The organism is Bartonella ancashensis, from assembly GCF_001281405.1.
Lineage (GTDB): Bacteria > Pseudomonadota > Alphaproteobacteria > Rhizobiales > Rhizobiaceae > Bartonella > Bartonella ancashensis.
The window spans coordinates 563031-588950 of record NZ_CP010401.1; the positions used below are offsets into that span (position 1 = coordinate 563031).

Annotated in this window: 19 protein-coding genes; 13 read left to right on the forward strand and 6 right to left on the reverse strand. The window is 39.0% G+C overall.

The annotated features are described in order from the left end of the window. Positions 1 to 111: 111 nt before the first annotated feature. Entirely contained in the window at positions 112 to 936 is an 825-nt protein-coding gene (locus PU02_RS02415) for an LOG family protein (RefSeq protein ID WP_053943923.1), read from the forward strand. A gap of 17 nt (positions 937 to 953) precedes the next feature. Here PU02_RS02415 and truA read toward each other — a convergent pair whose 3' ends face one another. The 3 genes from truA to def are packed head-to-tail and all read right to left on the reverse strand — an operon-like array spanning position 954 to position 3151. Then, positions 954 to 1697 (reverse strand): tRNA pseudouridine(38-40) synthase TruA, encoded by a 744-nt coding sequence (truA, locus tag PU02_RS02420; protein ID WP_053943924.1) that lies wholly within the window; start codon positions 1695 to 1697, stop codon positions 954 to 956. 1 nt (position 1698) lies between these two features. Then, on the reverse strand, positions 1699 to 2628 hold the full coding sequence (gene fmt / locus PU02_RS02425) for a methionyl-tRNA formyltransferase (RefSeq protein WP_053943925.1): 930 nt from the start codon (positions 2626 to 2628) through the stop codon (positions 1699 to 1701). Then, positions 2594 to 3151, reverse strand: a complete 558-nt coding sequence (gene def, locus PU02_RS02430; protein ID WP_053943926.1) for a peptide deformylase — start codon at positions 3149 to 3151, stop codon at positions 2594 to 2596. The genes fmt and def overlap by 35 nt, the downstream gene beginning before the upstream one ends. A gap of 186 nt (positions 3152 to 3337) precedes the next feature. Here def and PU02_RS02435 point away from each other — a divergent pair, with 186 nt between their 5' ends. Both PU02_RS02435 and PU02_RS02440 read left to right on the forward strand, forming a co-directional pair. Continuing rightward, the gene (locus tag PU02_RS02435; protein WP_417852020.1) at positions 3338 to 4420 is read left to right on the forward strand and encodes a DNA recombination protein RmuC; all 1083 of its coding nucleotides are present in this window, start codon (positions 3338 to 3340) and stop codon (positions 4418 to 4420) included. Between the two features lie 105 nt (positions 4421 to 4525). After that, positions 4526 to 5113 (forward strand): transglycosylase SLT domain-containing protein, encoded by a 588-nt coding sequence (locus tag PU02_RS02440; RefSeq protein WP_144417868.1) that lies wholly within the window; start codon positions 4526 to 4528, stop codon positions 5111 to 5113. A 240-nt stretch (positions 5114 to 5353) separates the two neighbouring features. Here the strand turns inward: PU02_RS02440 and PU02_RS02445 are convergent, their stop codons facing one another. Further along, a complete protein-coding gene (locus tag PU02_RS02445; protein ID WP_053943929.1) occupies positions 5354 to 5605 on the reverse strand; it encodes a BQ00720 family protein in 252 nt (83 codons plus the stop codon). A 523-nt stretch (positions 5606 to 6128) separates the two neighbouring features. On the opposite strand from PU02_RS02445, the gene nth reads away from it, so the two are divergent. From nth to PU02_RS02495, 10 genes are all read left to right on the forward strand, one after another. Next, a complete protein-coding gene (gene nth / locus PU02_RS02450; RefSeq protein WP_053943930.1) occupies positions 6129 to 6869 on the forward strand; it encodes an endonuclease III in 741 nt (246 codons plus the stop codon). Between the two features lie 143 nt (positions 6870 to 7012). Then, positions 7013 to 7216 carry a 50S ribosomal protein L35 gene (gene rpmI, locus PU02_RS02455; protein ID WP_053943931.1) on the forward strand — a complete coding sequence of 68 codons (204 nt, stop codon included), beginning with the start codon at positions 7013 to 7015 and terminating at the stop codon, positions 7214 to 7216. A gap of 33 nt (positions 7217 to 7249) precedes the next feature. Continuing rightward, a complete protein-coding gene (gene rplT, locus PU02_RS02460) occupies positions 7250 to 7651 on the forward strand; it encodes a 50S ribosomal protein L20 (protein WP_053943932.1) in 402 nt (133 codons plus the stop codon). Between the two features lie 96 nt (positions 7652 to 7747). Further along, entirely contained in the window at positions 7748 to 8821 is a 1074-nt protein-coding gene (gene pheS, locus PU02_RS02465; RefSeq protein WP_053943933.1) for a phenylalanine--tRNA ligase subunit alpha, read from the forward strand. 42 nt (positions 8822 to 8863) lie between these two features. Beyond that, on the forward strand, positions 8864 to 11278 hold the full coding sequence (gene pheT / locus PU02_RS02470) for a phenylalanine--tRNA ligase subunit beta (protein WP_053943934.1): 2415 nt from the start codon (positions 8864 to 8866) through the stop codon (positions 11276 to 11278). A 269-nt stretch (positions 11279 to 11547) separates the two neighbouring features. Further along, complete coding sequence (locus tag PU02_RS02475; protein ID WP_144417869.1) at positions 11548 to 12462, forward strand: metal ABC transporter substrate-binding protein; 915 nt, start codon at positions 11548 to 11550, stop codon at positions 12460 to 12462. Further along, positions 12459 to 13289, forward strand: coding sequence for a manganese/iron ABC transporter ATP-binding protein (locus PU02_RS02480; protein ID WP_053943935.1), 831 nt, complete (start codon positions 12459 to 12461; stop codon positions 13287 to 13289). The genes PU02_RS02475 and PU02_RS02480 overlap by 4 nt, the downstream gene beginning before the upstream one ends. Then, positions 13286 to 14152 (forward strand): metal ABC transporter permease, encoded by an 867-nt coding sequence (locus tag PU02_RS02485; RefSeq protein WP_071628358.1) that lies wholly within the window; start codon positions 13286 to 13288, stop codon positions 14150 to 14152. Before PU02_RS02480 ends, PU02_RS02485 begins: the two co-directional genes overlap by 4 nt. Then, complete coding sequence (locus PU02_RS02490) at positions 14149 to 15054, forward strand: metal ABC transporter permease (RefSeq protein ID WP_053943936.1); 906 nt, start codon at positions 14149 to 14151, stop codon at positions 15052 to 15054. Before PU02_RS02485 ends, PU02_RS02490 begins: the two co-directional genes overlap by 4 nt. Positions 15055 to 15398: 344 nt before the next feature. Then, positions 15399 to 15785 (forward strand): YbaN family protein, encoded by a 387-nt coding sequence (locus PU02_RS02495; protein WP_053943937.1) that lies wholly within the window; start codon positions 15399 to 15401, stop codon positions 15783 to 15785. Between the two features lie 367 nt (positions 15786 to 16152). Here the strand turns inward: PU02_RS02495 and pncB are convergent, their stop codons facing one another. Together pncB and PU02_RS02505 are read right to left on the reverse strand one after the other, a co-directional pair. Beyond that, a complete protein-coding gene (pncB, locus tag PU02_RS02500) occupies positions 16153 to 17427 on the reverse strand; it encodes a nicotinate phosphoribosyltransferase (protein ID WP_053943938.1) in 1275 nt (424 codons plus the stop codon). A gap of 181 nt (positions 17428 to 17608) precedes the next feature. Beyond that, positions 17609 to 25759, reverse strand: coding sequence for a glycoside hydrolase family 94 protein (locus tag PU02_RS02505; RefSeq protein WP_417852018.1), 8151 nt, complete (start codon positions 25757 to 25759; stop codon positions 17609 to 17611). Positions 25760 to 25920: the final 161 nt, after the last annotated feature.

Below are 25920 nucleotides of genomic sequence, written 5' to 3' on the forward strand. Positions count from 1 at the left end.
AGTTCCATTGAGCAAGTTGAAAGTAATGAGCCCTTGGTCATTTTACGGTTTATACCGTATGTAGTCAATAATGGTGTGCGATAAATATATTATGGGGATCATAGAGATAATATGAAAAAAAAGATTCTTAATGAAGATATGATGGAACAAAGGACGAGTTGTGGAACATATGATACATTACAGACACGTTCACCCGCGTATCGTTTGGCGCATGTAGATGAAGAATTCATGATGCGCTCTGAATTACGTTCACAGCGTATTGGCCTTGAATTTTTGAAGTCAGAGATCATGCTTCAGGAAAGTGGAATTGAGTCAACAGTTGTTTTGTTTGGCGGAGCTCGTATTCCTGAACCTGGGAAAACAGCATGGGCAGCAAAAAATGCAATACAGGAGAAAAATTTGCACACTATGTCTCATTGTTATGATGTGGCAAGAGAGTTTTCACGTTTATGTTCACTTTATTCTGCTACAACTGAGTACCGTGAATTTGTGATTGTGACAGGGGGAGGTCCCGGAGTGATGGAAGCAGGAAATCGTGGTGCAGCTGATGTTAATGCACCAACGATTGGGTTAAATGTTGTTCTACCCCATGAGCAATATCCCAATAGTTACGTGACACCACATTTATGTTTCAATTTTCGATATTTAGCGGTGCGTAAAATGCATTTTTTAATGCGGGCGAAAGCATTGGTGATTTTTCCTGGGGGATTTGGTACTTTAGATGAACTTTTTGAAGCGCTGACTCTAGTACAAACGGAACGTATAAAACAGATTCCTATTTTGATATTCAACAAAGAATTTTGGAAAAATGTTGTCAATTTTGACTATTTATCTGCACAGGGCATGATTTCTCCTTCTGATATTGATCTTATAACATTTGTTGAAACAGCAGCAGAAGCTTTTGAAAAAATTCGATCTTTTTACAAACTGCCTTAGATTTTTCAAAAGAGCGTTTAATAGTCTATTTTGACTAAATAAAGGCCTGAAGGAGGTGCAACAACACCGCATAATGCACGATTTTTGGCATGGAGAGCGATCACAAGATCTTGAGCTGTTCGGCGTCCTATACCAACTTCCATAAGGCTTCCTGCAAATGAACGTATTTGGTGATGCAAGAAAGAGCGAGCTCGTGCATAAATAAAAACTTCATCTCCGTCTCTACGAATGTCTAGACATTCAAGAGTGCGTATGGGGCTTTTAGCTTGACAATGTGCTGATCGAAAAGTTGTGAAATCATGTTTACCGACAAGTCTCTGAGCGGCTTCATGCATGGCACTAACATTTAAAAACTTTGGTACCCACCATACGCGCTTGGTATCTAAAGCCGGTGGTGCACGGCGATTAAGAATTTTAAAAAGATAATGACGCTTTATTGCGCTGAATCGTGCATCGAAGCTATCAGGGACGTTTTGCACATCCAAGATAGAAATATTTTCATTTTGTTGACGCAGGTGAGCGTTAAGTGCATCGTGCACGGTGTTTACATGCCAATTTTTCATGAAGTCGACATGAACAACCTGTCCTGTTGCGTGTACACCAGCATCAGTTCTTCCTGCTGTTGTAACAGTTGTTTGCTGGCCACAGAAGCAAAAAATAGCGTTCTCGAGAGCACTTTGTATCGTACGAAGATTTTTTTGGCGTTGCCAACCAGCATAATTTGATCCGTCATATTCGAGGGTAAGTTTGAAACGTGCCATATCAAAAAATCGCAGAAATGTTTGCGCCGCGTAAAAATGTTAAACTATCCAGAACTTTTCCACCTGCTCGCTGAAGATGGGTTATTTCTATACGTCCCTGACCGCAATGGACAATCAAATTTTCGGGTTCTATTCGACCAACCTCAAGAGATTGTCCAGCTACTAAGCGGCTTTTAAGAATTTTGACACGCTCTTGTTTGTCTCCAATAGTCATCTTACACCAACAACCAGGATATGGTGAGAGAGCACAAATATGCTTATGAATTAATTCTGCGGATTGTGTCCAATCAATCTGAGTTTCTTCTTTTTTTATTTTAGAAGCGTAAGTTACTCCTTCTTGTGACTGTGGGATCAACTTGAGAGAGCCTTTTTCTAGGGAAGACAGAGTTTCTACGATAAGTTCTGCCCCTATATGTGATAATGTGTTTGATAACTCATGCCCTGTGACATCATCAGCTATAGTAATAGAGCGAGATAAAGCAATAGGACCTGTATCAAGCCCTTCATCCATTTTCATAATCATTATTCCGGTTTTTTTATCACCTGCCATTATTGCACGTTGAATAGGTGCTGCTCCACGCCAACGTGGTAATAGTGAGGCATGGACATTAAAACAACCGAAATTTGGCGTTTCGAGGATAGCTTTTGGTAAAAGTAATCCGTAAGCAACAACAACAGCAACATCAATAGATAACTCTGCAAATTGTGCTTGTTCTTCATGTGTTTTGAGAGTTTGAGGCGTAAAAACAGGAATACAACGCTCTTGCGCAGCTCTTTGAACAGGCGAGGCAACCAGCTTAAGGCCACGCCGCCCTGCTGGGCGTGGAGGTTGGCTATAGACTGCTGCAACATTATGACCGACATCTAACAAAGCATGCAAGATGGGAACCGCAAAATCAGGTGTTCCCATAAAACCCACTCGTAACGTCATTACAAAATTTCTTCCGTGTTATTTTTTCTTTCTTTTTAAATTTGCGTATTACCATATCACGCTTAATTTTTGAAAGATAATCAACGAAAAGACGGCCATTCAGGTGATCAATTTCATGTTGTAAACAGGTTGCTAAAAGACCATCAGCTTCGATTTCTGCTTCTTTGCCGTTACGGTCTTCATAGCGAATACGAAGACATTTTGGACGCTCAACTTCTGCAAAATATTCAGGAATAGAAAGACAACCTTCTTTACAAACATTACGTTCGTCTGATAGCCACAAAATTTCTGGGTTAATAACCACAAGCGGATTGCTAGGGGTATCTGGCTCACGGATGTCTACAACCAACAGGCGCAATGGAATACCAACTTGAACAGCAGCAAGACCAATACCATGGGCGTCATACATGGTTTCAAGCATATCATCAATTAGATTTTGGACAACAGAATCAACGCACGCAACAGGTTTTGAGACCTCACGCAACATTGGATTTGGCAAAGTAATTAAAGATTTTATAGGCATGAGGATAGTTAATAAATGGTTCGTTATTGGTCAACAATTAATTGGTTAATTTAAAGTCTTTTTTTACAATAAAGTCGCTATATTACTTTTCATGCTAGATTTATTTTTTTCTTTGGAATTTTTAAATAGGAACTTAAGTGGAATTGCAGCTATATTTTTTTGGTTGCTTTAGCCATTTTTGTATCTGTGTGTCATTACCGAAAAAAAGGATTTTTGAAGTATGAGCTGGTTAAGCACTCTCACGAGATGCAAATGCAAATGGCTGCATTATTAAAAACGCAAGCTGAAATGCAGGGGCGTATGCAAATGATGGCTGAAATCTTTGGGCAAAGACAGGCTGAATTGAATCAATCTATTTGTGAAAAACTTAATGGAATGACAACCAGTATAGATCAAACTCTCCAAGTACAGACTCGATCTACTTATGAAAATTTAATACGTTTACAAGAACGTTTGGCTGTAATTGATGCTGCACAAAATAATATTCAATCGCTTACCGGACAGGTGATTCAATTACAGACTATCCTGAATAATAAACAAACACGTGGTTTGTTTGGTCAAAAACAAATGGAGGCAATTATTGCGGATGCTTTGCCTTCTAATGCGTATGTTTTTCAAGCAGTTTTATCAAATGGAAAACGTCCAGATTGTCTCATTTATATGCCTAATAAGGCACCTGCTCTTGTTGTTGATGCTAAATTTCCTTTGGAAGCATGGAATGCAATGCGCGAAGCATCATCATCTCGTGAGCGCAAGGAAGCTGAACGACAATTTCGTTCTGATATGGAGACTCATATTAGTGATATTGCGCAAAAATATTTAATTCCTGGTGAAACACACAATACAGCCTTCCTTTTTGTACCGTCGGAATCAATTTTTGCAACAATTTATGAAAATTTTGAATCTTTGGTACAAAAAGCTAATCGCTCGTACGTAGTTATTGTGTCACCATCTTTATTAATGTTGTCTGTTCAAGTTATTCAAACGATCATGAAGGATGCAAAGATGTGTGAACAGGCGCATTTAATTCAATCGGAGGTATCAAAATTAATAGAAGATTTTGGGCGTATGGACGTACGCGTTCGCAATTTACACAAACATTTTTGTAAAATGGGTGATGATATTGAAGCAGTCTTAACATCATCCTCAAAAATTATGAAACGCGCTAATCGTATCGAAGCTTTTGAGTTAAAAGAGGAGATCTCTTCTGCACCATCAATGATGGTACAGGTACAACAAAATATATTGCATTCGGTTGATGAAAAGTAAAAATTAAGATTTTTAGTGTAAATAATGTTTTCATGATTTTTATATTAGTAAAAATTTTTAGGTATCCGTTGGATGTTTTGTCTGTTAATAAAGGGGGGTAAGACCGTGTGGCGTTTTTTGTTCTTAGGAGTAATTCCGCTTTTTTTGGGCGGTTGTATAACAACAGCTCCTACGCATACAAATAATGCTTGTTCTGTTTTAGAGCAGAAAGATGGTTTTTTTGAAAATTGGAGAAAATCTGCTAAAAAGGCAGAGGCTCGCTATGGGATACCTATGCCAATTATTCTTGCAACTATCCGCATGGAATCAAATTTTCGTCATAATGCACGCCCATCACGGAAAAAACTTCTTGGCTTTATTCCGTGGAAGCGTCGTTCGACAGCTTATGGTTATTCTCAAGCACTTGATGGGACATGGGAAACATATGTTCGTTCCACAAAGCGGTCTTCAGCGCGGCGTACTAACTTTGCAGATGCTGCTGATTTTGTCGCATGGTATCATTACCAAAGTGTTTTACGCAATGGTGTTAATCGCAATGATGCGCACAACCTTTATTTGAATTATTACATGGGACATGGTGCTTATGCTCGCAATAGAAGTGCCCCTAGTGCGGCAATTGCTAATACTGCACAAAGGATGGAAAGAATGGCAATACTCTATGATCAGCAATTAAGAGAATGTGGAAAACGTTAGAAAGAAGCATATACATGAAGGAGACCCCAAGGTCAGGTGTGATATGCCGTAAATTATGTGCTGAAATGAACATCAAGAGAGATTATACAATTGTGAGTTAGCAATATATTTTCTAAGTGGTAAAAAGGCACAATTACTGGAACAAAAGGTCCTGTTACGAAAGCACTTAATGAATAAACAAGGTACATCCCTACCAAAGTTTTACAACATAATTCAAAAAGTTCTTTATTAGGATATCTATTAATGCAATGTTACAATCTGTAATTCATGCTCATTGGCACCTGCGAGAGCAATAGAGCGTTCATCAGATAGAATAATCGGATAACCCGTTTCGCCAAAAAGAGCCCATATTGTCATGCCTGGTATCATTGGAGGGAGATCTGGGAATTTTTTAGCCAAATCATCTGTGCAAATTTTTCGTAGATAAGCAATCCGTTCTCCTTCAAAGAGGGTAAGGTCTCCCAATGAAAAAAGTTGTCTATGTTCTCCCATTTTATTATTCCTTTATGCGTTAATATTCATCATTTTTCGCTGCAGGTTTTGTTGGAGTTAGTCTTATCTTCATTTCATTCACGAATAAGATTAATGGATGAGGGGCTATTTTTCAACTTAGGGATCAGAATATGTATATTTTACGAAGAAAAAAACCTACAAACCCAAAATGATCAACTTGCAACTCAGTAGCAAGAGAATCTTACCGTTTATCGACAATCACTTCTTGAAGGTGCCGAGATTATCAATTCAAACAAACAACCATCAAAGTTATGCCACGGCCTTTGTTATCACTTCCTCAAAAATTGCCACTCCCACAATCTAGAGGAAAATTCTAACAACTTTGATAATTCATTGCAATGTTTTTTGCATCGTTTTAATTTATACATTAAGAAACAGAAAGAACACGCTATAGTACCGTTGTAAAATGGTTGTTTGATAAAGTTCTAAGAGGTACTCGTTTTGTCCCTATATAGCAGACGGACAGTGATTCTTTGTAGATCAGATAATGATAGAAAATTTAATGGCTGAAAAAGTAAAAAAATTACTAGACATTCAGAATACGGCAAAAATATCTTACAACAAAGATGAAATTACAGAGATATTTTATCGCTTTTCTATACAACGTCCCACTCCTAAAAGTGATCTTGTATACACTAATGTTTTTACTCTTTTAGTGGCAGTTATCCTATCTGCTCAATCTACGGATGTTAGCGTTAATAAAGCAACACAAAAATTATTTTGTCTAGCGGATCAGCCAGAAAAAATGATTGCATTGGGAGAAGATGGTATCGCATCTTACATCCGTACAATTGGTCTTTGGCGTGCAAAGGCTCGTAATATTTATGCTCTTTCTGGTGTTTTAATTGATCTATATGGTGGCAAAGTTCCTGACAATCGTGAAGCACTTATGGCTCTTCCCGGTGTAGGACGTAAGACTGCTAATGTTGTTTTAAATGTTGCTTTTGGCCAATCTACTATAGCTGTGGACACTCATATTTTTCGCCTGGGAAACCGTCTTGGTTTGGCACCAGGAACAACGCCAGAGATTGTTGAAAATAAATTTGTTAATATTATCCCTGATCCGTATAAACGTTATGCTCATCACTGGCTTATTTTACATGGTCGCTACGTTTGTAAAGCCCGCAAGGCATGCTGCACTCAATGTATTATTGCTGATCTTTGTAAAGCAGAGATTAGGACAAACGCGATCCCAGCTCCCCTAATTGAAGTTAAAGACAATGGAGAGCCAATTTTTTCTTAGCATAGCCTTGATATTTTGTGCATACTGGCTTATGAAGATTAGAGATTAGAGCCGCCCGGCAGGGCATGCCGTGGCCGCTTAGGTAGCTTAGCTTGCTCAAACTTTGGTCAGTTTGAGCGTTTTAGGATGTGTGGAGTAGCAGAATGCCCAAGATGAAGACCAAGTCATCCGCTAAGAAGCGGTTTAAAATCACTGCAGCAGGTAAAGTTAAAGCAGCTGCTGCGGGTAAGCGCCATGGTATGATTAAACGTTCTAATAAGTTTGTTCGTGATGCACGGGGAACGATGGTGCTTGCTGAGTCAGATGCTAAAAAAGTCATTCAATGTTATTTGCCAAATGGCCTTTAGACTTCGCGCTTTTGATTTTTAGGAGATTATTATATGGCACGTGTAAAAAGAGGTGTAACAGCTCACGCGAAGCACAAAAAAGTTCTCAAGCAGGCTGAGGGTTTTTACGGGCGTCGTAAGAATACTGTTCGTGCGGCTAAGGCAGCGGTTGATCGTTCAAAGCAATATGCTTACCGTGACCGTAAAAATAGGAAACGTACTTTCCGCGCTTTATGGATACAGCGAATTAATGCGGCTGTGCGTAGTGAGGGATTGACTTATGGACGCTTTATTGATGGCTTATCAAAGGCTGGTATTGAGGTTGATCGCAAAGTTCTTTCTGACATAGCAATTCATGAGCCTGCAGCGTTTACTGCTTTAGTAGCTTCTGCGAAGAAGGCTCTGGAATATTTGAAGAATACAACGCCTAATGCTTTTGAGAGTGCTGTTGGGTAGGCCGGTAGCGTTTTCTTAAAGCTTGCGTTTATCTGGAGGTTCCGTACTGGTTGAGGCTAGTGCGGGCTTTATTTTTTGAAATGATGGGCAGAAATTATGAGCGATATCGAACATCTAGAACAAGAAATTTTTTCAGCTTTGGAAGCTGCCAGTACTGAACAAGAACTGGAAGCTGTACGTGTTGCAGTGCTGGGTAAAAAGGGCAGTATTTCTGAACGGTTAAAAAAATTAGGGAGCATGAGCATTGATGAACGACATAAAGTTGGACCAGTGCTTAATGGATTAAAAAAACGTGTTTTAGAGTTATTAGCCCAAAAACGTGATACTTTAAAGCGCCAAGAAACAGCGTTGCGTCTTTCTCGTGAGGTTGTTGATGTAACTTTACCTGTTCGCCCTTCACCTGTAGAACGAGGTCGTATACATCCGATATCACAAGTGATTGATGAAATTGTAGCTATTTATGCTGGTATGGGATTTTCTGTTGCAGAGGGTCCAGATATTGAGACGGATTATTATAATTTTACGGCGTTAAATTTTCCTGAGAATCATCCAGCACGTGAAATGCACGACACCTTCTTTTTTGGTGAAGATGTAACGGGGAATCGGAAATTATTGCGCACACATACGTCTCCTGTTCAAATTCGCGTCATGGAAAAGAGACAAGCACCGATACGAATCATTATTCCCGGTAAGACTTATCGTATGGATTCAGATGCAACACATTCGCCAATGTTTCATCAAGTAGAAGGATTGGTGATTGATAAGACTTCAAATATTGCTCACATGATGTGGTTGCATGAAACTTTTTGTAAAATCTTCTTTGAAGTATCTTCTGTAAAGATGCGTTTTCGCCCTTCATTTTTTCCTTTTACTGAACCCTCTATGGAAGTAGATATTCAGTGTGATCATTCTAGTTCAGGGATAAAATTTGGAGAGGGACAGGATTGGTTAGAAATTTTGGGATGCGGTATGGTACATCCTCATGTACTAAAGAATGTCGGTTTTGATCCTGATGAATATCAAGGATTTGCATGGGGAATGGGTATTGATCGTGTTGCTATGTTGAAATACGGTATGCCAGATTTGCGCGCTTTTTTTGATGCGGATCTTCGTTGGTTGGATCATTATGGTTTTCGTTGTTTTGATATATCCGCTTTTTTACGTATTTAAGCAATATGTGATCCTAGAAGAGTTCTTATGTGAGGTTTTAAAATGAAGTTTACACTGTCTTGGCTGAAGGATCACCTGGAAACAGACGCATCTTTGGATGAAATTTGTGATAAATTAACAGCTATTGGTCTTGAGGTTGATCATGTTAGTTGTCCTTCTTTAGATGGTTTTATCATTGCGAAAGTTTTGACGGCTGTTAAACATCCTCATGCAGATAAGTTACAAATTTTATCCGTGGATGTGGGATCTGAGATGCCTGTGCAAGTTGTATGTGGTGCGCATAATGCGTGCGCAGGGCTTGTTGGTGTTCTTGCTTTACCAGGTGTTTATGTTCCTGGTCTTGATACGACCATATCTGTGGGTAAGATTCGTGACATTGACAGTTTTGGTATGATGTGTTCACGGGAAGAGCTTGGGCTTGCAGAGGCGCAGGAATGTGATGGAATTATAGAGCTTCCAGAAGGTGCTCCTGTTGGGGAATCATTTGCGTCCTATGCAGGTTTGAATGATCCGGTGATTGATATTGGCTTAACACCTAATCGTTCTGATTGTGCAGGTGTTCGCGGGATTGCACGCGATTTGGCTGCAACTGGAATTGGACGATTGAAAACATTATCATTACCAAAAATTGCAGCTTCTTTTGAAACATCAACTCGAGTTCTTTTAGATTTTGCACCAGATACTTCGTTGTGCTTCGGTTTTTCTTGGTGCACATTGCGCAATGTGCAGAATTATGCGGCTCCTCAGTGGATGCAACAACGTTTGATTGCTATCGGTTTGAGACCAATCAATACGCTAGTTGATATTACAAACTATATCACTTTTGATCTTGGTCGTCCACTTCACGTATTTGATGCGGACAAGGTTAAAGGAAATTTGGTAGTTCGTCGTGGTGTTGAGGGGGAGAAATTTTTAGCACTGAATGGTAAAACTTATAATGTAGGATCACAAAATTGTGTTATTGCGGATGAAGAAGGGGTTGTTTCTCTTGCTGGTATTATAGGCGGTGAAAGAACAGGTTGTGATGATACGACACGTCATGTGATTATTGAATCAGCGATTTGGGATCCACGAAATATTGCAAAAACAGGTCGCACATTGGGATTAATCAGTGATGCGCGTTACCGGTTTGAAAGAGGTGTTGACCCTTCTTTCATGGAACCTGGGTTAAAAATTGCGACAGAACTAGCATTAAAGCTCTGTGGTGGTGAAGCATCGAAAGTTCAGACTACTGGTTATCAGCAGTCAGAAAGGAAGCGGATTATTTTTCCCTTTTCTGAAATTAAGCGTTTGACTAATTTGGAAATAGAACGTGAACACGTTGTAACTATTTTGGATAGGCTTGGATTTAACATTGAAGGAAGAGGAGATAGTGTTACGGTTGAGGTACCTACGTGGCGTCCTGATGTTATTGGTAAGGCTGATTTGGTTGAGGAAGTGATCCGAATTTATGGGTTAGATAATATTGAACCTATGCCATTGGAAAATATGCAGGAGGGGAATGATAAAATTCTAATGTTTTCGCAAGTTTGTTCGCGGATTGTGCGTCGGGTTTTAGCTGATAGGGGTATGATGGAGGCGATAACATGGTCGTTTATTTCTGAGAATCAGGCACTTGCTTTTGGAGGTGGTCAAGCACAGCTAAAATTGGTGAATCCTATTGCTGCAGATATGTCTGTAATGCGTCCTTCTCTTTTACCTGGCTTACTTGCAGCGGCACAACGAAATGTTGATCGTGGTTTTTCAGATTGTGCTTTATTTGAAATTGCAAATATTTATGAAGGTGATACTGCTGACGAGCAGCGTTTTGTGGTTGGCGGCATTCGTCGTGGAACAGAGAAATTTAATGGAGCCGGACGGTTTTGGACAGGAAATGCTCAAGCAGTTGATGTTTTTGATGCTAAGGCAGATGCATTTTCTGTTTTATCTGCGTGTGGTATAGATGTAAGTAAAGTACAGGTAGAAGTTGGAGCGCCTGGTTGGTATCATCCAGGTTGTTCAGGTGTCATGAAGTTAGGGGAAAAAATTACTCTTGGTTTTTTTGGCATTTTTCACCCCAATACATTAGAAATGTTGGATGTTAGCGGTCCATTGTGTGGTTTTGAAATTTTCTTAGACAAAATTCCTGAAAAGAAAAAAATGGCGAAAGTCCGTTCTGCTCTAAAAAAATTTCCTTTTCAGATGGTTCGGCGTGATTTTGCGTTTATTGTAGATAAAAAGGTTGCATCATCTCTCATTATTCGTGCTGCGAGTGGAGCTGATAGGAAGCTTGTGCATTCAGTGCAAATTTTTGATGTTTTTGAAGATCAAGCACTTGGTAATGACAAAAAATCTGTTGCGATTGAAGTGATTATTCAGCCTATTGAACAAACTTTAACAGATGAAGATCTTGAAGCTCTTGCGCTGAAAATAGTGGAAAATGTTACTAAAATGACAGGTGCATACTTACGCGGTTGATCATTTTTGTGTGCAAAATGCATGATTGTTATTGGAAGTTTTACTGACTCAGCCCGTATCAGAGGGTTTGTTTCTGGGAAGTAGATCCGAATTTTTCAAGTATTTTCAAGATAATTTTATATCATTATTAAAAGCCCATGGAAATTTAAATCCTTTTGATCCTCAAAAAGCCATCTTGTCATTAAAAAATAATCTGTGTTGCAAGATTAGATGTTAATTGTTATTTATTGCTAATGCAAATAATTTGCAATTAGAAAGAAAAAATGAAAATGAAGATAAGAATACAAGCGTTTTTGAGTATAGTATTTTGGGGTGCGCTTTTTATATCACCCGGTTCTATTTTAGCTGCAGAAAAGTTTAAAGCTGTTACGACATTTACTATTATTGCCGATATGGCACGTAATGTAGCTGGGGATGTTGCCGATGTTGAATCTATTACAAAGCCGGGGGCAGAAATTCACGAATATCAGCCCACTCCTCGTGATCTGATGCGAGCACAAGGGGCAGACCTTTTATTATGGAATGGGTTGGATTTAGAGCTCTGGTTTGAGAAATTTTTTCAAAGTCTTGAAGGTGTTCCTAGTGTCATTGTGTCGGAGGGTATTATTCCTATAGAAATTGGTGAGGGTCCTTTTAATGGCAAACCGAATCCTCATGCATGGATGTCACCAGTTTCAGCCTTGATTTATATTGATAATATTCGTGATGCTTTCGTAAAATATGATTCCAAGAATGCAGATGTTTATAGGAAAAATGCTGAAGTTTATAAAGAGAAAATTCGTGCAACCATTAACCCTATTAGGATGCAATTGGAAGGGTTACCGGAGCATAAACGTTGGCTTGTAACGAGTGAGGGTGCGTTTAGTTATTTGGCACGTGATTTTGGTTTGAAAGAGCTTTATTTGTGGCCTATTAACGCCGATCAGCAGGGAACTCCGCAGCAAGTTAAACACGTAATCGATAAGGTTAGAGAGCATAATATTCAGGCCGTTTTTTCTGAAAGCACTATTTCTGCTGCACCTGCTAAGCAGGTTGCGAAGGAGACAGGTGCGCGATATGGAGGTGTCCTCTATGTTGACTCACTTAGTGAGGAAGATGGTGAGGTGCCTACATATATTGATTTGTTGCGTGTAACAAGTTCGCGTATTGCTCATGCCTTATCAGATGGGTTTAAGGGGCAATGACTAATTCTGGAATACTGGCTCATGGGATCCGCGTAACTTATCGTAACGGTCATACTGCATTGTACGATGTAAGCTTTGAAAGTCCAGTGCATTCGATCACTGCTTTAGTTGGGGTTAACGGTTCAGGAAAGTCGACTCTGTTTAAGGCAATAATGGGGTTTGTAAGGCCTTCAAAAGGAGAAATTCGTATTTTTGATTTACCTGTTGATCAGGCCTTAAAGAAGAATCTGATAGCTTATGTACCTCAGAGTGAGGATGTTGATTGGAATTTTCCTGTTCTCGTTGAAGATGTTGTTTTGATGGGACGATATGGTCATATGAATTTCTTTCGTTACGCTCGAGTACAGGACTATGAAGCTGTTTATGCTGCATTAGAGCGTGTTGATATGCTGGCCTTTGCTAAACGTCAAATTGGTGAGCTTTCTGGTGGACAGAAAAAGCGTGTTTTTTTAGCACGTGCTCTTGCGCAGCAAGCGAAGGTAATCTTACTTGATGAACCATTCACAGGAGTTGATATCAAGACAGAAGATAAGATTATCATGCTATTGGAAAGTTTACGTGAAGAGGGTGCCGTGATTTTGGTTTCGACCCATAATTTGGGTTCTGTTCCTGAATTTTGTGATCGTACAGTCTTAATAAAGGGGACAGTTTTGGCTTGTGGATTAACAGAAGAGATCTTTACGCAAGAAAATCTTGAAAGAACTTTCGGAGGCACTTTGCGCCACCATATTTTTGATTTTAAGAATACAAAAAAAGACGATGTCGTTGCGGAGAATAGGGGTTCTTTATTTTCGGACTGCAGTCAGAAGTCGGGGCATGTTGTATGATTTCTTTGTTGCTTGAACCATTAAGTTATCAATACATGGTTAATGCGATATGGGTTTCGGGATTAGTGGGGTGTGTCTGTGCTTTCCTTTCTGCTTTTCTAATGTTAAAGGGATGGTCTCTAATTGGTGATGCACTTTCACACTCAATTGTGCCGGGGATAGCAGGGGCATATCTTCTAGGATTGCCTTTTTCTTTAGGGGCATTTTTTTCTGGTGGATTAGCTGCGGCAGCGATGTTGTTTTTTCATCATCGAACAAAATTGAAAGAGGATACTATTATTGGTTTAATTTTTTCTTCTTTTTTTGCTCTTGGATTATTTCTTAAGTCGTTAAAGCCGATGGCCGTTAGTATTGATACGATCGTTCTTGGGAATGTTTTAGCTATTAGCTCATCAGATATCGTACAGCTAGCCTGTATAGGTTTTGTTTCTTTATTTATATTGCTTTTGAAGTGGAAAGACTTACTGGTTTCTTTATTTGACGAGAACCATGCACGCGCTATTGGGTTAAATGTGCAGTTTACAAAAATTCTTTTTTTACACTCCTGGCTGCGTGTACCATTGCTGCTATGCAGACAGTGGGGGCTTTTTTTGGTCATTTGCCTTGTAGTAACACCAGGAGCTACAGCGTATCTCTTGAGTGATCGTTTTGTAAATCTTTTAATAATTGCGGTACTGATTGGAACATTAACAAGTATGTTTGGTGTTTATGTAAGCTATTTCTTAAATGCACAGACTGGTGGTGTTGTTGTTCTTTTTCAAGCACTTTTATTCGTGATCGCTTTCATTTTTGCTCCTAAACATGGTTTCATTGCTGCGCGTCTGCGTGTAAGAAAAGCAAAAAAGGATGCAGTAATATCATGATCGATCAGTTACTTCTTCCTTTTCAATTTTCGTTTATGATCAAAGGAATGATCATCACTATCATTATCGCTGTTCCGATGGCTATGCTTTCTTGTTTTCTTATTTTAAAGGGATGGGCTCTTTTAGGAGATGCGATTTCGCATGCTGTTTTTCCTGGTGTCGTTGTTGGGTACATAATGACGCCGTGGGTAGTGGCTTTATTGTCTTTTCTACCATTTGCGTGGTTTAAAGGTATCCGTCAAGTTAATGTTACTATGGTTTTGATCACATTTGGTGCCTTTATTGCCGGTATGTTGTGCGCTCTTTTTACGGGTTTTTTAGGAAGGAATAGTCGTATCAAACAAGACACAGTTATGGGGGTCGTTTTTTCGTCGATGTTTGGTTTTGGGCTTGTTTTGGCTACGACTATTAAGAGTAATTTAGACTTGAATCATATTTTATTTGGTAATCTCTTAGGGGTTAATTGGCTTGATATTATGCAGACAGCACTGATTGCAACAATTGTTACTCTGGTTTTGGGTGTGAAGTGGCGTGATTTTATGCTTTATGTTTTTGATTCAGTTCAAGGCCGTGCAATGGGGTTACGGATATCGTTGCTTCATTATACCCTTTTAACGCTAATTTCTTTGACTATTGTTGCGGCTTTGAGTGCTGTCGGGATTATTTTGGTTATTTCTTTATTAATTGCGCCTGGAGCTATAGCTTATCTCGTTAGTAAGCGGTTTATTTCCATGTTGTGGATTGCCATATTTGTTTCAGCTTTTTCTAGTTTTCTGGGCATTTATCTAAGTTTATTTATTGGTTCTGATTCTGCTTCAACAGTTGTGCTGATTTTAACACTGATTTTTATTTCTATTTTTATATCAACTTTTTTACGCCGGGGTGCAGTGCAAGAAATTTAAGTAAGGTAAGGACTATGCATAGCAGCCATGCGTTTTTGTATATTGTCTTTCGTGCCTCTTTTTATTAGAAAGTAAGGCACTGGGCCATTTTCCTCCTAGCGCCCTGTGGGTGGGTGCAGTATTTTCTCCTCCCAACACTGCATTCACATTTAGAAAGGCTGCACGGTATGTCAGTGCAGCCTTTTTATTTAGAAGAAGTGTGATTTCTTAGATATTCAGCCTATTGATGCAAATTATTTTCTACTTTAGAAGATATTTATTTGATAGAAGTAGTAATATTTCACAATGGTTATGTGCAAGTAGGGAATTATTAGTGATACTGTCTCAGTTGGAAAAAATGATAAATGGTAAAAAAATATTCTAGGATGTCTCGCCCTTTGCGGATTTTTTATTCTGTGTTAGGTGTAGGGACGTTAATTCTAGGTTCCATAGGTCTTATTTTACCTATTATGCCATCAGTACCTTTTTTATTAGTTTCTTCATGGTGTTTTTCTCGCTCATCACCAAATTTTCACCGTTGGTTACATAATCACCGAATTTTTGGTCCGCCTATAAAAAAATGGGAAGAGAATAGGGCTATTTCACCCTTTTTGAAAGTGGTTGCGGTAGTGAGTATGTTATGCTGTTTTTTATCATTTTTGATTATTGTAGGTCCCGCATTTTGGTTTGCTGTGCTGATCTTGATTATTATGTCTGCAGTGGCCGTTTACATTATAACACGTCCATCTTAGTCATAAGTTTATGAGAGTGATGAGGTGATCTGCATCCAGTATAATTTTTGCTTTGTATGTAAAAAATGTAAGAACCAAAATTATCTAGAAAACCCTTAGTTTAGTCAGATTTTCTCTGGATTTATGTACTCTTTCTGATACTAAAAGAGTATATTTTATCAAAAAGTGTACAATTTTGATAATGAAAGCTTTTTACCAATAAAAAAATATATATTGCTGAGTTTTATTAAAACAGTCGGCTAAACTGATTACACAAACACAATTTTTTGTGTGGTTAAGAGTGATGATAAGTATTCACAGGTGATTATTATGGGGTATGTGTGACTTGTCTTGTTGTTAAGTGTTTTTGAACTAGAAAAGAGGATTTTCATGGCTGAAAAATATTTAAGTAATGCTGTACTTCTTTAGAGTTCCCAATAATTTTTTCAGGATTATCTGAAATTTTTACGGTTGCTCGACCATTAGCCTGAGTAGCTTTGCAAACAAGAGAAAGAGCATCAATATTTTTTATCTTTTGAGGTGCGCAATCTGCAAGGTCATTCGTTAGGTGAGTTCCCCAACCAAAACCCAGTCGGACTCTGCCGTGAAAATGGTGGTAGATTTTTTCAATAGTTTCCACATCAAGTGCATCAGAAAAAATCAACAATTTTTCGCGAGGGTCTTTTCCTTGTTCTTTCCACCATTGAATAATTCGTTCACCTCCTTCTATGGGAGGAGCACTATCTGGTCTAAATCCTGCCCAATCTGCTACCCATTGTGGTGCCCTACGCAGAAACGCTTCTGTGCCGAAAGTGTCTGGTAAAACAATCAAGAGATTGCCTTCGTAATAACGGTTCCAACTTTTTAAAACTTGATAAGGTGAGTTGCGCAAATCATTATCACTGTTTGTGAGTGCAGCAAGGACCATGGGTAGTTCGTGTGCATTTGTACCAATAGCTTCTAAATCTGTATCCATGGCCAAGAGAACATTAGATGTTCCCATTAAAGAGTCACAAATTCCTTCTTTTAGAGCTTGGACACACCAGCGTTGCCATAAGAAAGAGTGGCGACGTCTAGTTCCAAAATCGGATATCTTGATATCAGGAAGTTTTTTTAGACGTTCAATTTTTTCCACATTTTTGGCTTTAGCGCGAGCATAAAGGACATCGAGTGCGAAACAGCTGAGATCTTTCATGGCAGCACGTGAGCGCAGTTCACTAATAATCGTTAAAGAAGGAATTTCCCACATAGAACTATATGCCCAAGGACCATGGAAGTGAAGAATGTACTGGCCATCTTTGCGGGAAAGCTCATAGTCAGGAAGTTTGAATTGTTCGAGCCAATGAAGAAATTTTGGTTTAAAAATTTGCTTGTGACCGTAAAATGTATTACCGGCAAGCCAAATGATCTCTTTCTTAGTAAAGCGCAAGCTAAGAGCATGATCAAGTTGGGCACGTAATTCATTTTCATCAATGTCATCAGCAAGACGAATTGTCTTTGTGCGGTTAATGATGGAAAAAGTTACATTGACATCAGGATAAAGCCCCCAAATCATTTGAACCATGAGTAATTTGTAAAAATCTGTGTCGAGAAGTGAGCGTACGATAGGATCAAATTTCCATGTATGTCTGTAGACATGCCCAGCAATATCAGTGTCATTCATAATTTTTGTCTTTAATATTTAAAAGATATTGAAAACTTACAGTATGCGGGCATCACTAGCATAAAAGATAGTAAAAATGTAATGATTTTATAATCTTAAGTTTGATAAAAATTTTTTGTTTCGTGTATCACTCAAGATTTTATAGTTCGCACGATCTTGTGATGCCCTGTTTTTTGGAGTTTTATTCCTGTATCAACAGCACATTTTTGACCATTAAAACTAAGAGTATCTTCCTTTGTTTTTTTACTTGGATAGTATAGATAGCGTCATAATATTTTATTGTTGCTTCATATCCTGGCCAAGAGGACGGCAGATGTGGGCGTAAGAGTAATTGATTAGCTTTATGGTAGATACCGAGGATAGCTTGTGTTGCTGTGTGATAAAACCAACCTGCCGATCCTGTGTACCATGTCCATCCACCTTGTCCACGACGTGGTTCAACAGTGTGAATGTCTGCAGCCATAACGTAGGGTTCAACACGGTATTTTGTGGGATTTTGACCGTGGGTTATGGGGTTTATTGCAGAAAACAAGTTATAGGCTTTATCTGTTTCTCCTATTTCAATAAGCGCCATAATTGCCCAAATGGCACCATGAGTGTATTGGCCACCGTTTTCTCGAGTTCCTGGTGGGTATGCTTTTATATAACCTGGTTCAAGAATGCTTTGATTGAAAGGTGGCCAAAAGAGACGTAGAAGTCCGGCTTTTTCATCGTATAAATGGTCAAGCATTGATGCTATAGCTTGCTTTTGACGGTTGGATGAGGCCATTTTAGAAATAACGGCCCAGGATTGAGCAATGGCATCAATTTGACACTCAATATTTGTTTGGGATCCAAGAGGAGTTCCATTATCAAAATATCCTCGTCGATACCATGCGCCATCCCAGCCATTTTTTTCCAAGGCTTTTGTGAGTTTCTCAAAGTGTAGGCTCCAAGATTGAGCGTGTTTATGGTCACCACAACTTTTAGCAAGAGGGATAAATAACTGTAAGGTAGTGCCAAGGAACCATCCCAGCCAAATACTTTCACCTTTTCCTTCAATACCTACTAAATTCATACCATCATTCCAGTCACCACCTAAAATGAGTGGAAGACCATGTTGGCCGCAGCGTTTGATAACGAGATCTAAAGCTAAAGCACAATGTTCATAAACAGTCGCGATTTTTGAAGATTGCTTAGGTTGAAAATAGGCGTCATGCTGTCCTTCTTTCAAAGGGTCTCCTTCGATGAAGGCAACAGGGATATCAAGAAATGAGTTGTCGCCTGTCACATTGACATAAGTGGCTACACCATAGGCAAGCCATACAATATCATCGGAAATGCGTGTGCGGACGCCGGTATTAGTTTGGGGAATCCACCAGTGTTGCACATCACCTTCGATGAATTGATGAGCTATAGCGTTTAATAATTGTTCATGTGCAAGACATGGTTTTAGCCACAGTAAAGATAAGCTATCTTGTAACTGATCACGGAAGCCGAATGCTCCACTGGCTTGATAAAAAGCTGCACGTGCTACTATACGGCATCCATAAATTTGATAGGGCAGCCAATGATTAACCATGATATCAAAGGAGGAATCAGGTGTTTTGACTTGTAGAGGAGAAACAAAATCATTCCATTGCTGTTTTTGTTGTGTGAGAATAACTTCAAAACTATCTTTACTTATTTGGCTTAACAATTTTTGAGATTCTTGCATATTTTCGGTGCTGCCAAGATAGAAGATTATTTCCTTTGTTTGGTTTGGAAGTAAGTCGATGTCGTATGCAAGAGCTGAACAGGGATCGCAACCTGCTTCAATTGTATTTGAAAGCGCTTCTGCTTTACGGATGGCGCATGGATGTTGAATTGTTCCCGTTGCTCCGATGAATTCTGCACGATCAGTGGTAAAGCTTGTTGGTGGTTCGGAGGCTGATAAAAAAGTAACTTGTTGTGATTCTTCAATATGGTAAGGGTTCTGAATAAAATATGCCCCACATTTGGAATCATAATGAGGAATTATGAAAGGAGCGTATTTTGTACGAGCATTACCTAAAACCCATTCAACATAGTTATAAAGTCGTAAATTACGTGTTTTTTTACTTTCATTTTTTATGATAAGACGGGAGAGACGAACAGGTTTTTCGCAGTCAACAGTGTGAGTGAGTTCTAGAGAGATACCTGAGTGAGTGGACTTAAAAGTTGAAAATCCAAAACCATGGCAAGTTTCATAAATAGCATCATCATCGCACTCAACAGCAGAGACTGGTGAGAAACATTTTAGAGATACACGGTCAACAAGATAAAGGGCCTCTCCTGGACGGTTAGAGACGGGGTCGTTCGTCCAGGGGGTAATTTGATAATCACGACTATTATTTGCCCAGGTAAAAATTGCTCCTTCGGCTGAGACATGAAAACCAAAATTGTGATTTGCAATAACATTAATCCATGGTTGAGGTGTTGTAGTGCTACCTTTAAGATGCGTTACATAATAGTTGTTAGAATCAAAACCACCGTAACCATTCCAGTGTTTTAGATCTTTTTCATCTATCAGAGAGTGCAGAGATTTTTGTTTTTCGATAAGATAAACAGAATCAACATGATTATTTCTAATTAGTTCTTCTTTATACTTTCCTGTTTCTTGTTTTTTGTCACTAAAAGGATGTTTTAATTTTTTATTTTTGCTATGAGAAATTTGGTCAAAATTGATGTTTTCCAAATGTTTAAGTTGTTCAGATAAAGACCCATTGTGAGCGTAAAGAATGATACGTGCTGATGCAAGAAGCGTTTTAAAACTTTGCTCACTCATTTGATCGCGTTGAAGAGTAAAGATATGCGGTTTGTCGTTTGTTTCTTTAGAGGAGGAGTGACAAGAACGTCTACATGCCCATTCAATTGCACGCTGAGTATTTTGTATATAGGAAAGTGCGTGTTCATTCAGAATAACAAGATCAACGATTAGTCCGCGCGTACGCCAATATTCATGAGCTTTTAATAGTTCATGTAGTACGTTTATATCGGCTTCATTATTTAATCTGAGGAGACAGATAGGATAGTCTCCAGAGATAGACATCGGCCAGAGATCAGATTGCTTTCCAAGGGTATTTTTTAGTATTGTGTAGGGAAGACGCCATGTTCGCTCAGGATAGATGAGTGGTGTTGCGTATTTTTGGTAAATAGTGGCTTCTCTGGGATTGATGTTGTTTTGGTGTAATAAGATGCGTGAATGCATCCACGTCATTGAAAATTCTTGTTGAAACATATTAGGTTGCTGATAATGTTCAATATAGCTATGCAGTGCTTCTTTCGAGTGAGCGGCAGATGTCCAAAAGGTTAGTTCTACTGTTTGATGAGCTGGAATTTTTGCATAACAGCGGATAGAGATTATAGGGTCTAGGACATAACCTTGGCTATTTTTAAAGTAAGAATGTTGATCAAACGCAGCAGGCCGATAAATAGATCGACCACGACCTATGAAAAGACGACGATCCGTTTCAGCTTCTGCTTTTTGGATGATCCCCATCGTGTCTGTAACGAAATGAGCAATATGTATACGAGGATCACGAGGATCACGTTTGCGTCTTTTGGCAAAAATTGTTTTACCTGAATCAGTAATCTCTGTTTCTATAAACATACGTGAAAAAACAGGATGAGCACAATCGGCGTCGGTTGTTGCGAGTGCTAATTCACCGTAAGAGGTTATTTCAATTAGGCGATCTCTGTTTGTCGTATTTGCAAGTTGTATACGCCGTCCTTCACCGTTACCGTTGGATGCAACAATACACTCGAGAGTTGATTTTATACCATCAACAATTTTTGTGTATTCGGCTTTTTCTTCTGTGAAAACGGCGGTTGTTTTTTCTTCAATAATGCGTGTTGGTTCATAAGTAGCTGACCACCAATGTCCATTGTGGCTATCACGCAAGAAAAATAAAATACCCTGTTGGTCTTCTGCAATATCAGGTATGAAGCGTGTGATAGCATAATCATGCCAACGACTATAACCAGAGCCATTAGCTGTCAGCATTACGGAATAAAAGCCATTTGATAATAGTGCAGTTGCACGGGGATTTAGTGGAGGATTGGTGATAATGCGTACAGGTGCGTTGTCGAATCCTCCAGAGTTATTGCACATGGGATTATCCATCTTTGCATGAAGGATGGGAATTTGGTTTGGTATTTTTTCTTGCAATAATAATTGTGCAGCTTGAATAGTTGGATCTTTGTGAAAACGGTTTTGCATCCGTCTTTCAAAAATAATGTTGCTGATAGCAAGAATGGACATACCATGATGGTGTGCATAATAATTTCGGACGACAGCATATTTTTCCCCTTCTGGTACGCGTGAAGGTGTAAAATCAATAGCGTCATAATAACCGTAAGTCCCCAAAGCTCCAAGTTCGCGCAAGTTTTTTAGATTAATTACAGCGTGAGATGGCATATATTGCGCAGCTAAAAGGCTAGCATAAGGGGCAACGACGGCGTTGCGTGATAAACCACGTTGAAGTCCAAGATGTGGAACACCAATATTAGAATATTGGTAATTCATTAAGTGATCGCGGGCATTGAATGCAGCCTCTGAAACACCCCACGGTAATTTACGTTTATATGCATATTGAATTTGATAGCGAATGATTAATCTATTTGTCCGATCAAGTATGGATCCTAAAGGTTCGTGCATAACAAGAGATGGCATAAGGTATTCAAACATGGAGCCCGACCACGATAGTAGTGCTCCTTGCCAGCCAATTGGGATGAGTAGGCGGCCAAGATGAAACCAATGTTTAAATTTGATATCTCCCTTGGCAATAGCAAAAAGACTCGCGAGGCGTGCTTCTGAAGCTAGGAGATCATAGCAGCTTTCATCAAGCTGACCATCTTGGACACGATAGCCGATAGACAAGAGTTGCCGTTCAGGTTTTTCCAGAAAATCAAACTTCATATCAAAAGCTATTTGTCGTGCTTTTTCAGCTAAGGGGCTTAATTTTTTATGCAGTTGTTTAAAATTATAGCTGTGAGTAGCATCATGACTGTGAATTTCACAAGTTCTAACAAGACGTTGGGCCCAAGATAATGTACGAGCAGAGTCCACTGTTTGAACTATTTGGTCAAGTTGATTCACTAGATGCCAAATATTTTGGGCTGCAGGTAAAAGGTCAAGTATATGGTGAGTGGCTACTTCGGATTGATTTACAAGAGTCCTGATAGCATCATGAAAATGAAGTATGCATTCCTCGGCTTGTGAGCGTAGGAGAGGTGAGATATCCTGGCGGTTTGAGATCTCTTTTAAAGTTTCTTCGAGGATAGCATTAGTATCCAGTATGCCTGATAAATTACTTTTTATTACAAGATTAGGACTTTCAGACCATTCTTTTAAAGCTGAGGAAAGTGTCACTAAATGACCGGCAAGGTTACCTGAATCAACCGTTGAAACGTAAGTTGGTAAAAGAGGTTTGAGCGTATCTGTTTCATACCAGTTATAGAGGTGGCCACAGAATTTTTCCATTTTTTCAATAGTCTGAAGTGTACATTCAATACGTTCGATGGTTTCTTCAAGACCAATCCAACCAAAATCGCGTGCAGCAACAACGGAAAGAAGGTAAACTCCAATGTTAGTAGGGGATGTTCGCTGGGCGAGCTGGGGTTCTGGGTCTTCTTGAAAATTATCAGGAGGTAAATGGTTGTTTTGTATATTAACAAAAGTTTCGTAATAAAGCCAGGTTCTTCGTCCAATGCGTCGTAAAGTTTCTTTATCGTCTGGAGAGATTTCTAGAAAATCCTGAAATGTCTTTGGCTGACTTACAATCCATGCAATTAATGGTGAAAGGAACCACGATAATCCGAAGGGAAAAGAAATAAAAACTGCTGGATGGTTAAAAAACAGAGGTAACATTATAGCAAAAAGGCCAATTAATGATGCCGGCCACATCGTTAGGACATAAAATTTTAAACTATTCGGGGTTGACTGTGTTGCAGCTGAAGTTTTCCACTCGAGAAGGTGGTGTTTTGAAATGAGCATGCGGTACAGTGTGCGAATGATCGCATCTGTCATAAAACAAGCAGAATATGCAATGAAAGCGATTCTGAGAAATATATTTGTCGTTGTGTGGATAATGTGGTTTATGATGAATCGAATATGTCCACGCATGGAATATTCAATATCAGGAGGTATGAATGACTGAAATATCCCTAAAATTGGGGTTATAAATAGACTAAGTAATAAGAATATTTGCCAAATAGTTGCTGCCTTTAATGGTAAAATAGACCACCCCATGATGGCTGCAATCAGCCACATCAGTGGTGTAAGGGAGCGGCGCAGATTATCTTGCATTTTCCAGCGGGTGATGAGACTGATTTGATGGCGTTTAAAAAGGTAAGGTAGCAATTGCCAATCACCGCGAGTCCAACGATGATGACGGGCAACGTCAATATTATAGGCAGTAGGGTAATCTTCGATAACCTCCACGTCACTTACGAGCGCGGTTCGTGCATAACCACCTTCTAAAAGATCATGACTAAGAACAGAATTTTCCTTTATTTTTCCGTTAAGTGCTTGCTCAAATGTGTCAATGTTATAAAGACCTTTTCCTGTGAAGGTGCCTTCTTCTAAGATATCTTGGTAGGTTTCAGATACAGCAAAAACGTAAGGATCGATACCACGGTTAGTAGAAAAAACACGCTGTAGGATAGATGTTTTATTTTCTGTTGTAAGAGAAGGGGTAATACGGGGTTGTAATATACCATAGCCTTTTGTAATCTGCCCGTTTTGGGGATTTAAAACAGGATGATTGAGTGGATGGTTAAGTTTTCCAACTAATTTTGAAACACTCTCGGGAGTGAGACGTGTATCTGCATCTACTGTCATAACAAAGCGACAGTCCATAGGTATACGAGAATCTGGGGCGTAAAAACTGGTATTTTTATTTCCTCGTAATAAAAGATTGAGCTCGTGAAGCTTACCTCGTTTACGTTCCCATCCCATCCAGCATTTTTCACTATTATTATAAAGGCGTTTGCGATGTAAAAGGAAAAATAGAGGGATGTCATTTTGACAGTAACGGTCATTGAGTTTTGCAATGCAATTTTGCGCGTAATTGAAAAGGTCAAGATCTTCTTGAGTTTCTTCTGATTGAGAATCTATCCAATCTGTGATGAGCGCAAAATGAATAGCTCCCTGTGCATTGGAAAGATAATGTACTTCAAGGTTACGTACTTGTTGATCAACATCACTATGCGACGTAATTAAAGTAGGAACAACGACCATTGTACGCGCACTTTGAGGAATGCCTTTCTTATAATCATATCCAATAAGTTTATTTGGTGGAATAAGCCACGAAACAACAGTGTTAAAAAAGGAAAAAGAAGCCTCCATAGTGGGAAAGAATGCCAGTATGGTGAATAAAAGAACCATGAATGATGTTAGGCCAAATGTTTGTAAAACAGTGTGGACCATAAATAAAATAATGGATGTTAGCAGGGTGATAGGGAGCGCAATGGTTCCTATTTTTAAACGACGATAAGAACGCATCCATTTTGTAAAAAGGGATGGGGTGTATCCGCAGGCTTTTTCAAAAATGCAACGGCCTTCGTCAATAAGATACCATCCAATAGAATGGTTTTTTTCAACGGAAGAATTACTCATATGGAGTGAATCTCTAAAGGAAGTTTTCACCATTTCTATAGCTTTATGTGTTACTTCCAGTTCACTCAAAGGTGAGTGGTATGCGATCTTTTCAATTATTTGTCGATATGTGTTACGTGAATGAGAATCAAGTTCAGAAAAATCACTATTTTCACGTAGAATAAAATCTACAAAACTGACAGTTTCAAACCATGCTGTCCAATCCATATCATCAATGATTTTAAGAGAACGAATAATATTACCCATGGTTATACTATCTGTTACTTGATGAGTGGACTCATTAAGAGTTGCTAATTCTGGATTACTGTTGTGGCGATCTAGATGTTTCTTCAGCCATTGCAACGCTGTTGTTGAATCAATTAGTGCATCATCTAATCGATAAAATAAATGAGCTAAAAAGGTTGGATCAGAAGTCAGTGGCTCATAGGAAGTTAACAGAATGTGTAATTGAGATTCATTTTTTGTCAAAGCGATTTTGTCTGCTGCTTGATTGGCATAATGACGTGTTTGTCGTGTTTTATCTATACGCAATGAAAGACGACAGATATTTTCGATCAAGATTATTCTAATAACAGAGGGGAGTGCCCACAATTCGCAAATTTTGAGGGGACAAACTTTCTGAAAGCCATTAACTAAGGCTGTGAGTGTTTCTTGTGAGACAACACTATCTGTGTGGGCGATATAAAGCCACGCTAATGCGAAGATACGTGGCATTTCTATTTTTTTTTCGTAAAGGGGAAGCCGTTTTATAAATGATTTTGGGAAGCTACGACGAAGTTGTTGTATTGTGCGGTCAATAGTATAATGATTGTCAATAAGCCATTGAGCAGAGGGAGTGATGGTTTCGTTGTTTCTTGCAGCAGCATCATTGATGT

Coding starts and splice junctions, on each gene's coding strand:
- PU02_RS02485 (WP_071628358.1), top strand. CDS start 13,286: ATGATTTCTTTGTTGCTTGAACCATTAAGTTATCAATACATGGTTAAT.
- fmt (WP_053943925.1), bottom strand. CDS start 2,628: ATGACGTTACGAGTGGGTTTTATGGGAACACCTGATTTTGCGGTTCCC.
- PU02_RS02505 (WP_417852018.1), bottom strand. CDS start 25,759: ATGCCACGTATCTTCGCATTAGCGTGGCTTTATATCGCCCACACAGAT.
- pheT (WP_053943934.1), top strand. CDS start 8,864: ATGAAGTTTACACTGTCTTGGCTGAAGGATCACCTGGAAACAGACGCA.
- PU02_RS02415 (WP_053943923.1), top strand. CDS start 112: ATGAAAAAAAAGATTCTTAATGAAGATATGATGGAACAAAGGACGAGT.
- PU02_RS02445 (WP_053943929.1), bottom strand. CDS start 5,605: ATGGGAGAACATAGACAACTTTTTTCATTGGGAGACCTTACCCTCTTT.
- PU02_RS02480 (WP_053943935.1), top strand. CDS start 12,459: ATGACTAATTCTGGAATACTGGCTCATGGGATCCGCGTAACTTATCGT.
- PU02_RS02495 (WP_053943937.1), top strand. CDS start 15,399: ATGGTAAAAAAATATTCTAGGATGTCTCGCCCTTTGCGGATTTTTTAT.
- nth (WP_053943930.1), top strand. CDS start 6,129: ATGGCTGAAAAAGTAAAAAAATTACTAGACATTCAGAATACGGCAAAA.
- truA (WP_053943924.1), bottom strand. CDS start 1,697: ATGGCACGTTTCAAACTTACCCTCGAATATGACGGATCAAATTATGCT.
- rpmI (WP_053943931.1), top strand. CDS start 7,013: ATGCCCAAGATGAAGACCAAGTCATCCGCTAAGAAGCGGTTTAAAATC.
- pncB (WP_053943938.1), bottom strand. CDS start 17,427: ATGAATGACACTGATATTGCTGGGCATGTCTACAGACATACATGGAAA.
- PU02_RS02490 (WP_053943936.1), top strand. CDS start 14,149: ATGATCGATCAGTTACTTCTTCCTTTTCAATTTTCGTTTATGATCAAA.
- rplT (WP_053943932.1), top strand. CDS start 7,250: ATGGCACGTGTAAAAAGAGGTGTAACAGCTCACGCGAAGCACAAAAAA.
- pheS (WP_053943933.1), top strand. CDS start 7,748: ATGAGCGATATCGAACATCTAGAACAAGAAATTTTTTCAGCTTTGGAA.
- def (WP_053943926.1), bottom strand. CDS start 3,151: ATGCCTATAAAATCTTTAATTACTTTGCCAAATCCAATGTTGCGTGAG.
- PU02_RS02475 (WP_144417869.1), top strand. CDS start 11,548: ATGAAGATAAGAATACAAGCGTTTTTGAGTATAGTATTTTGGGGTGCG.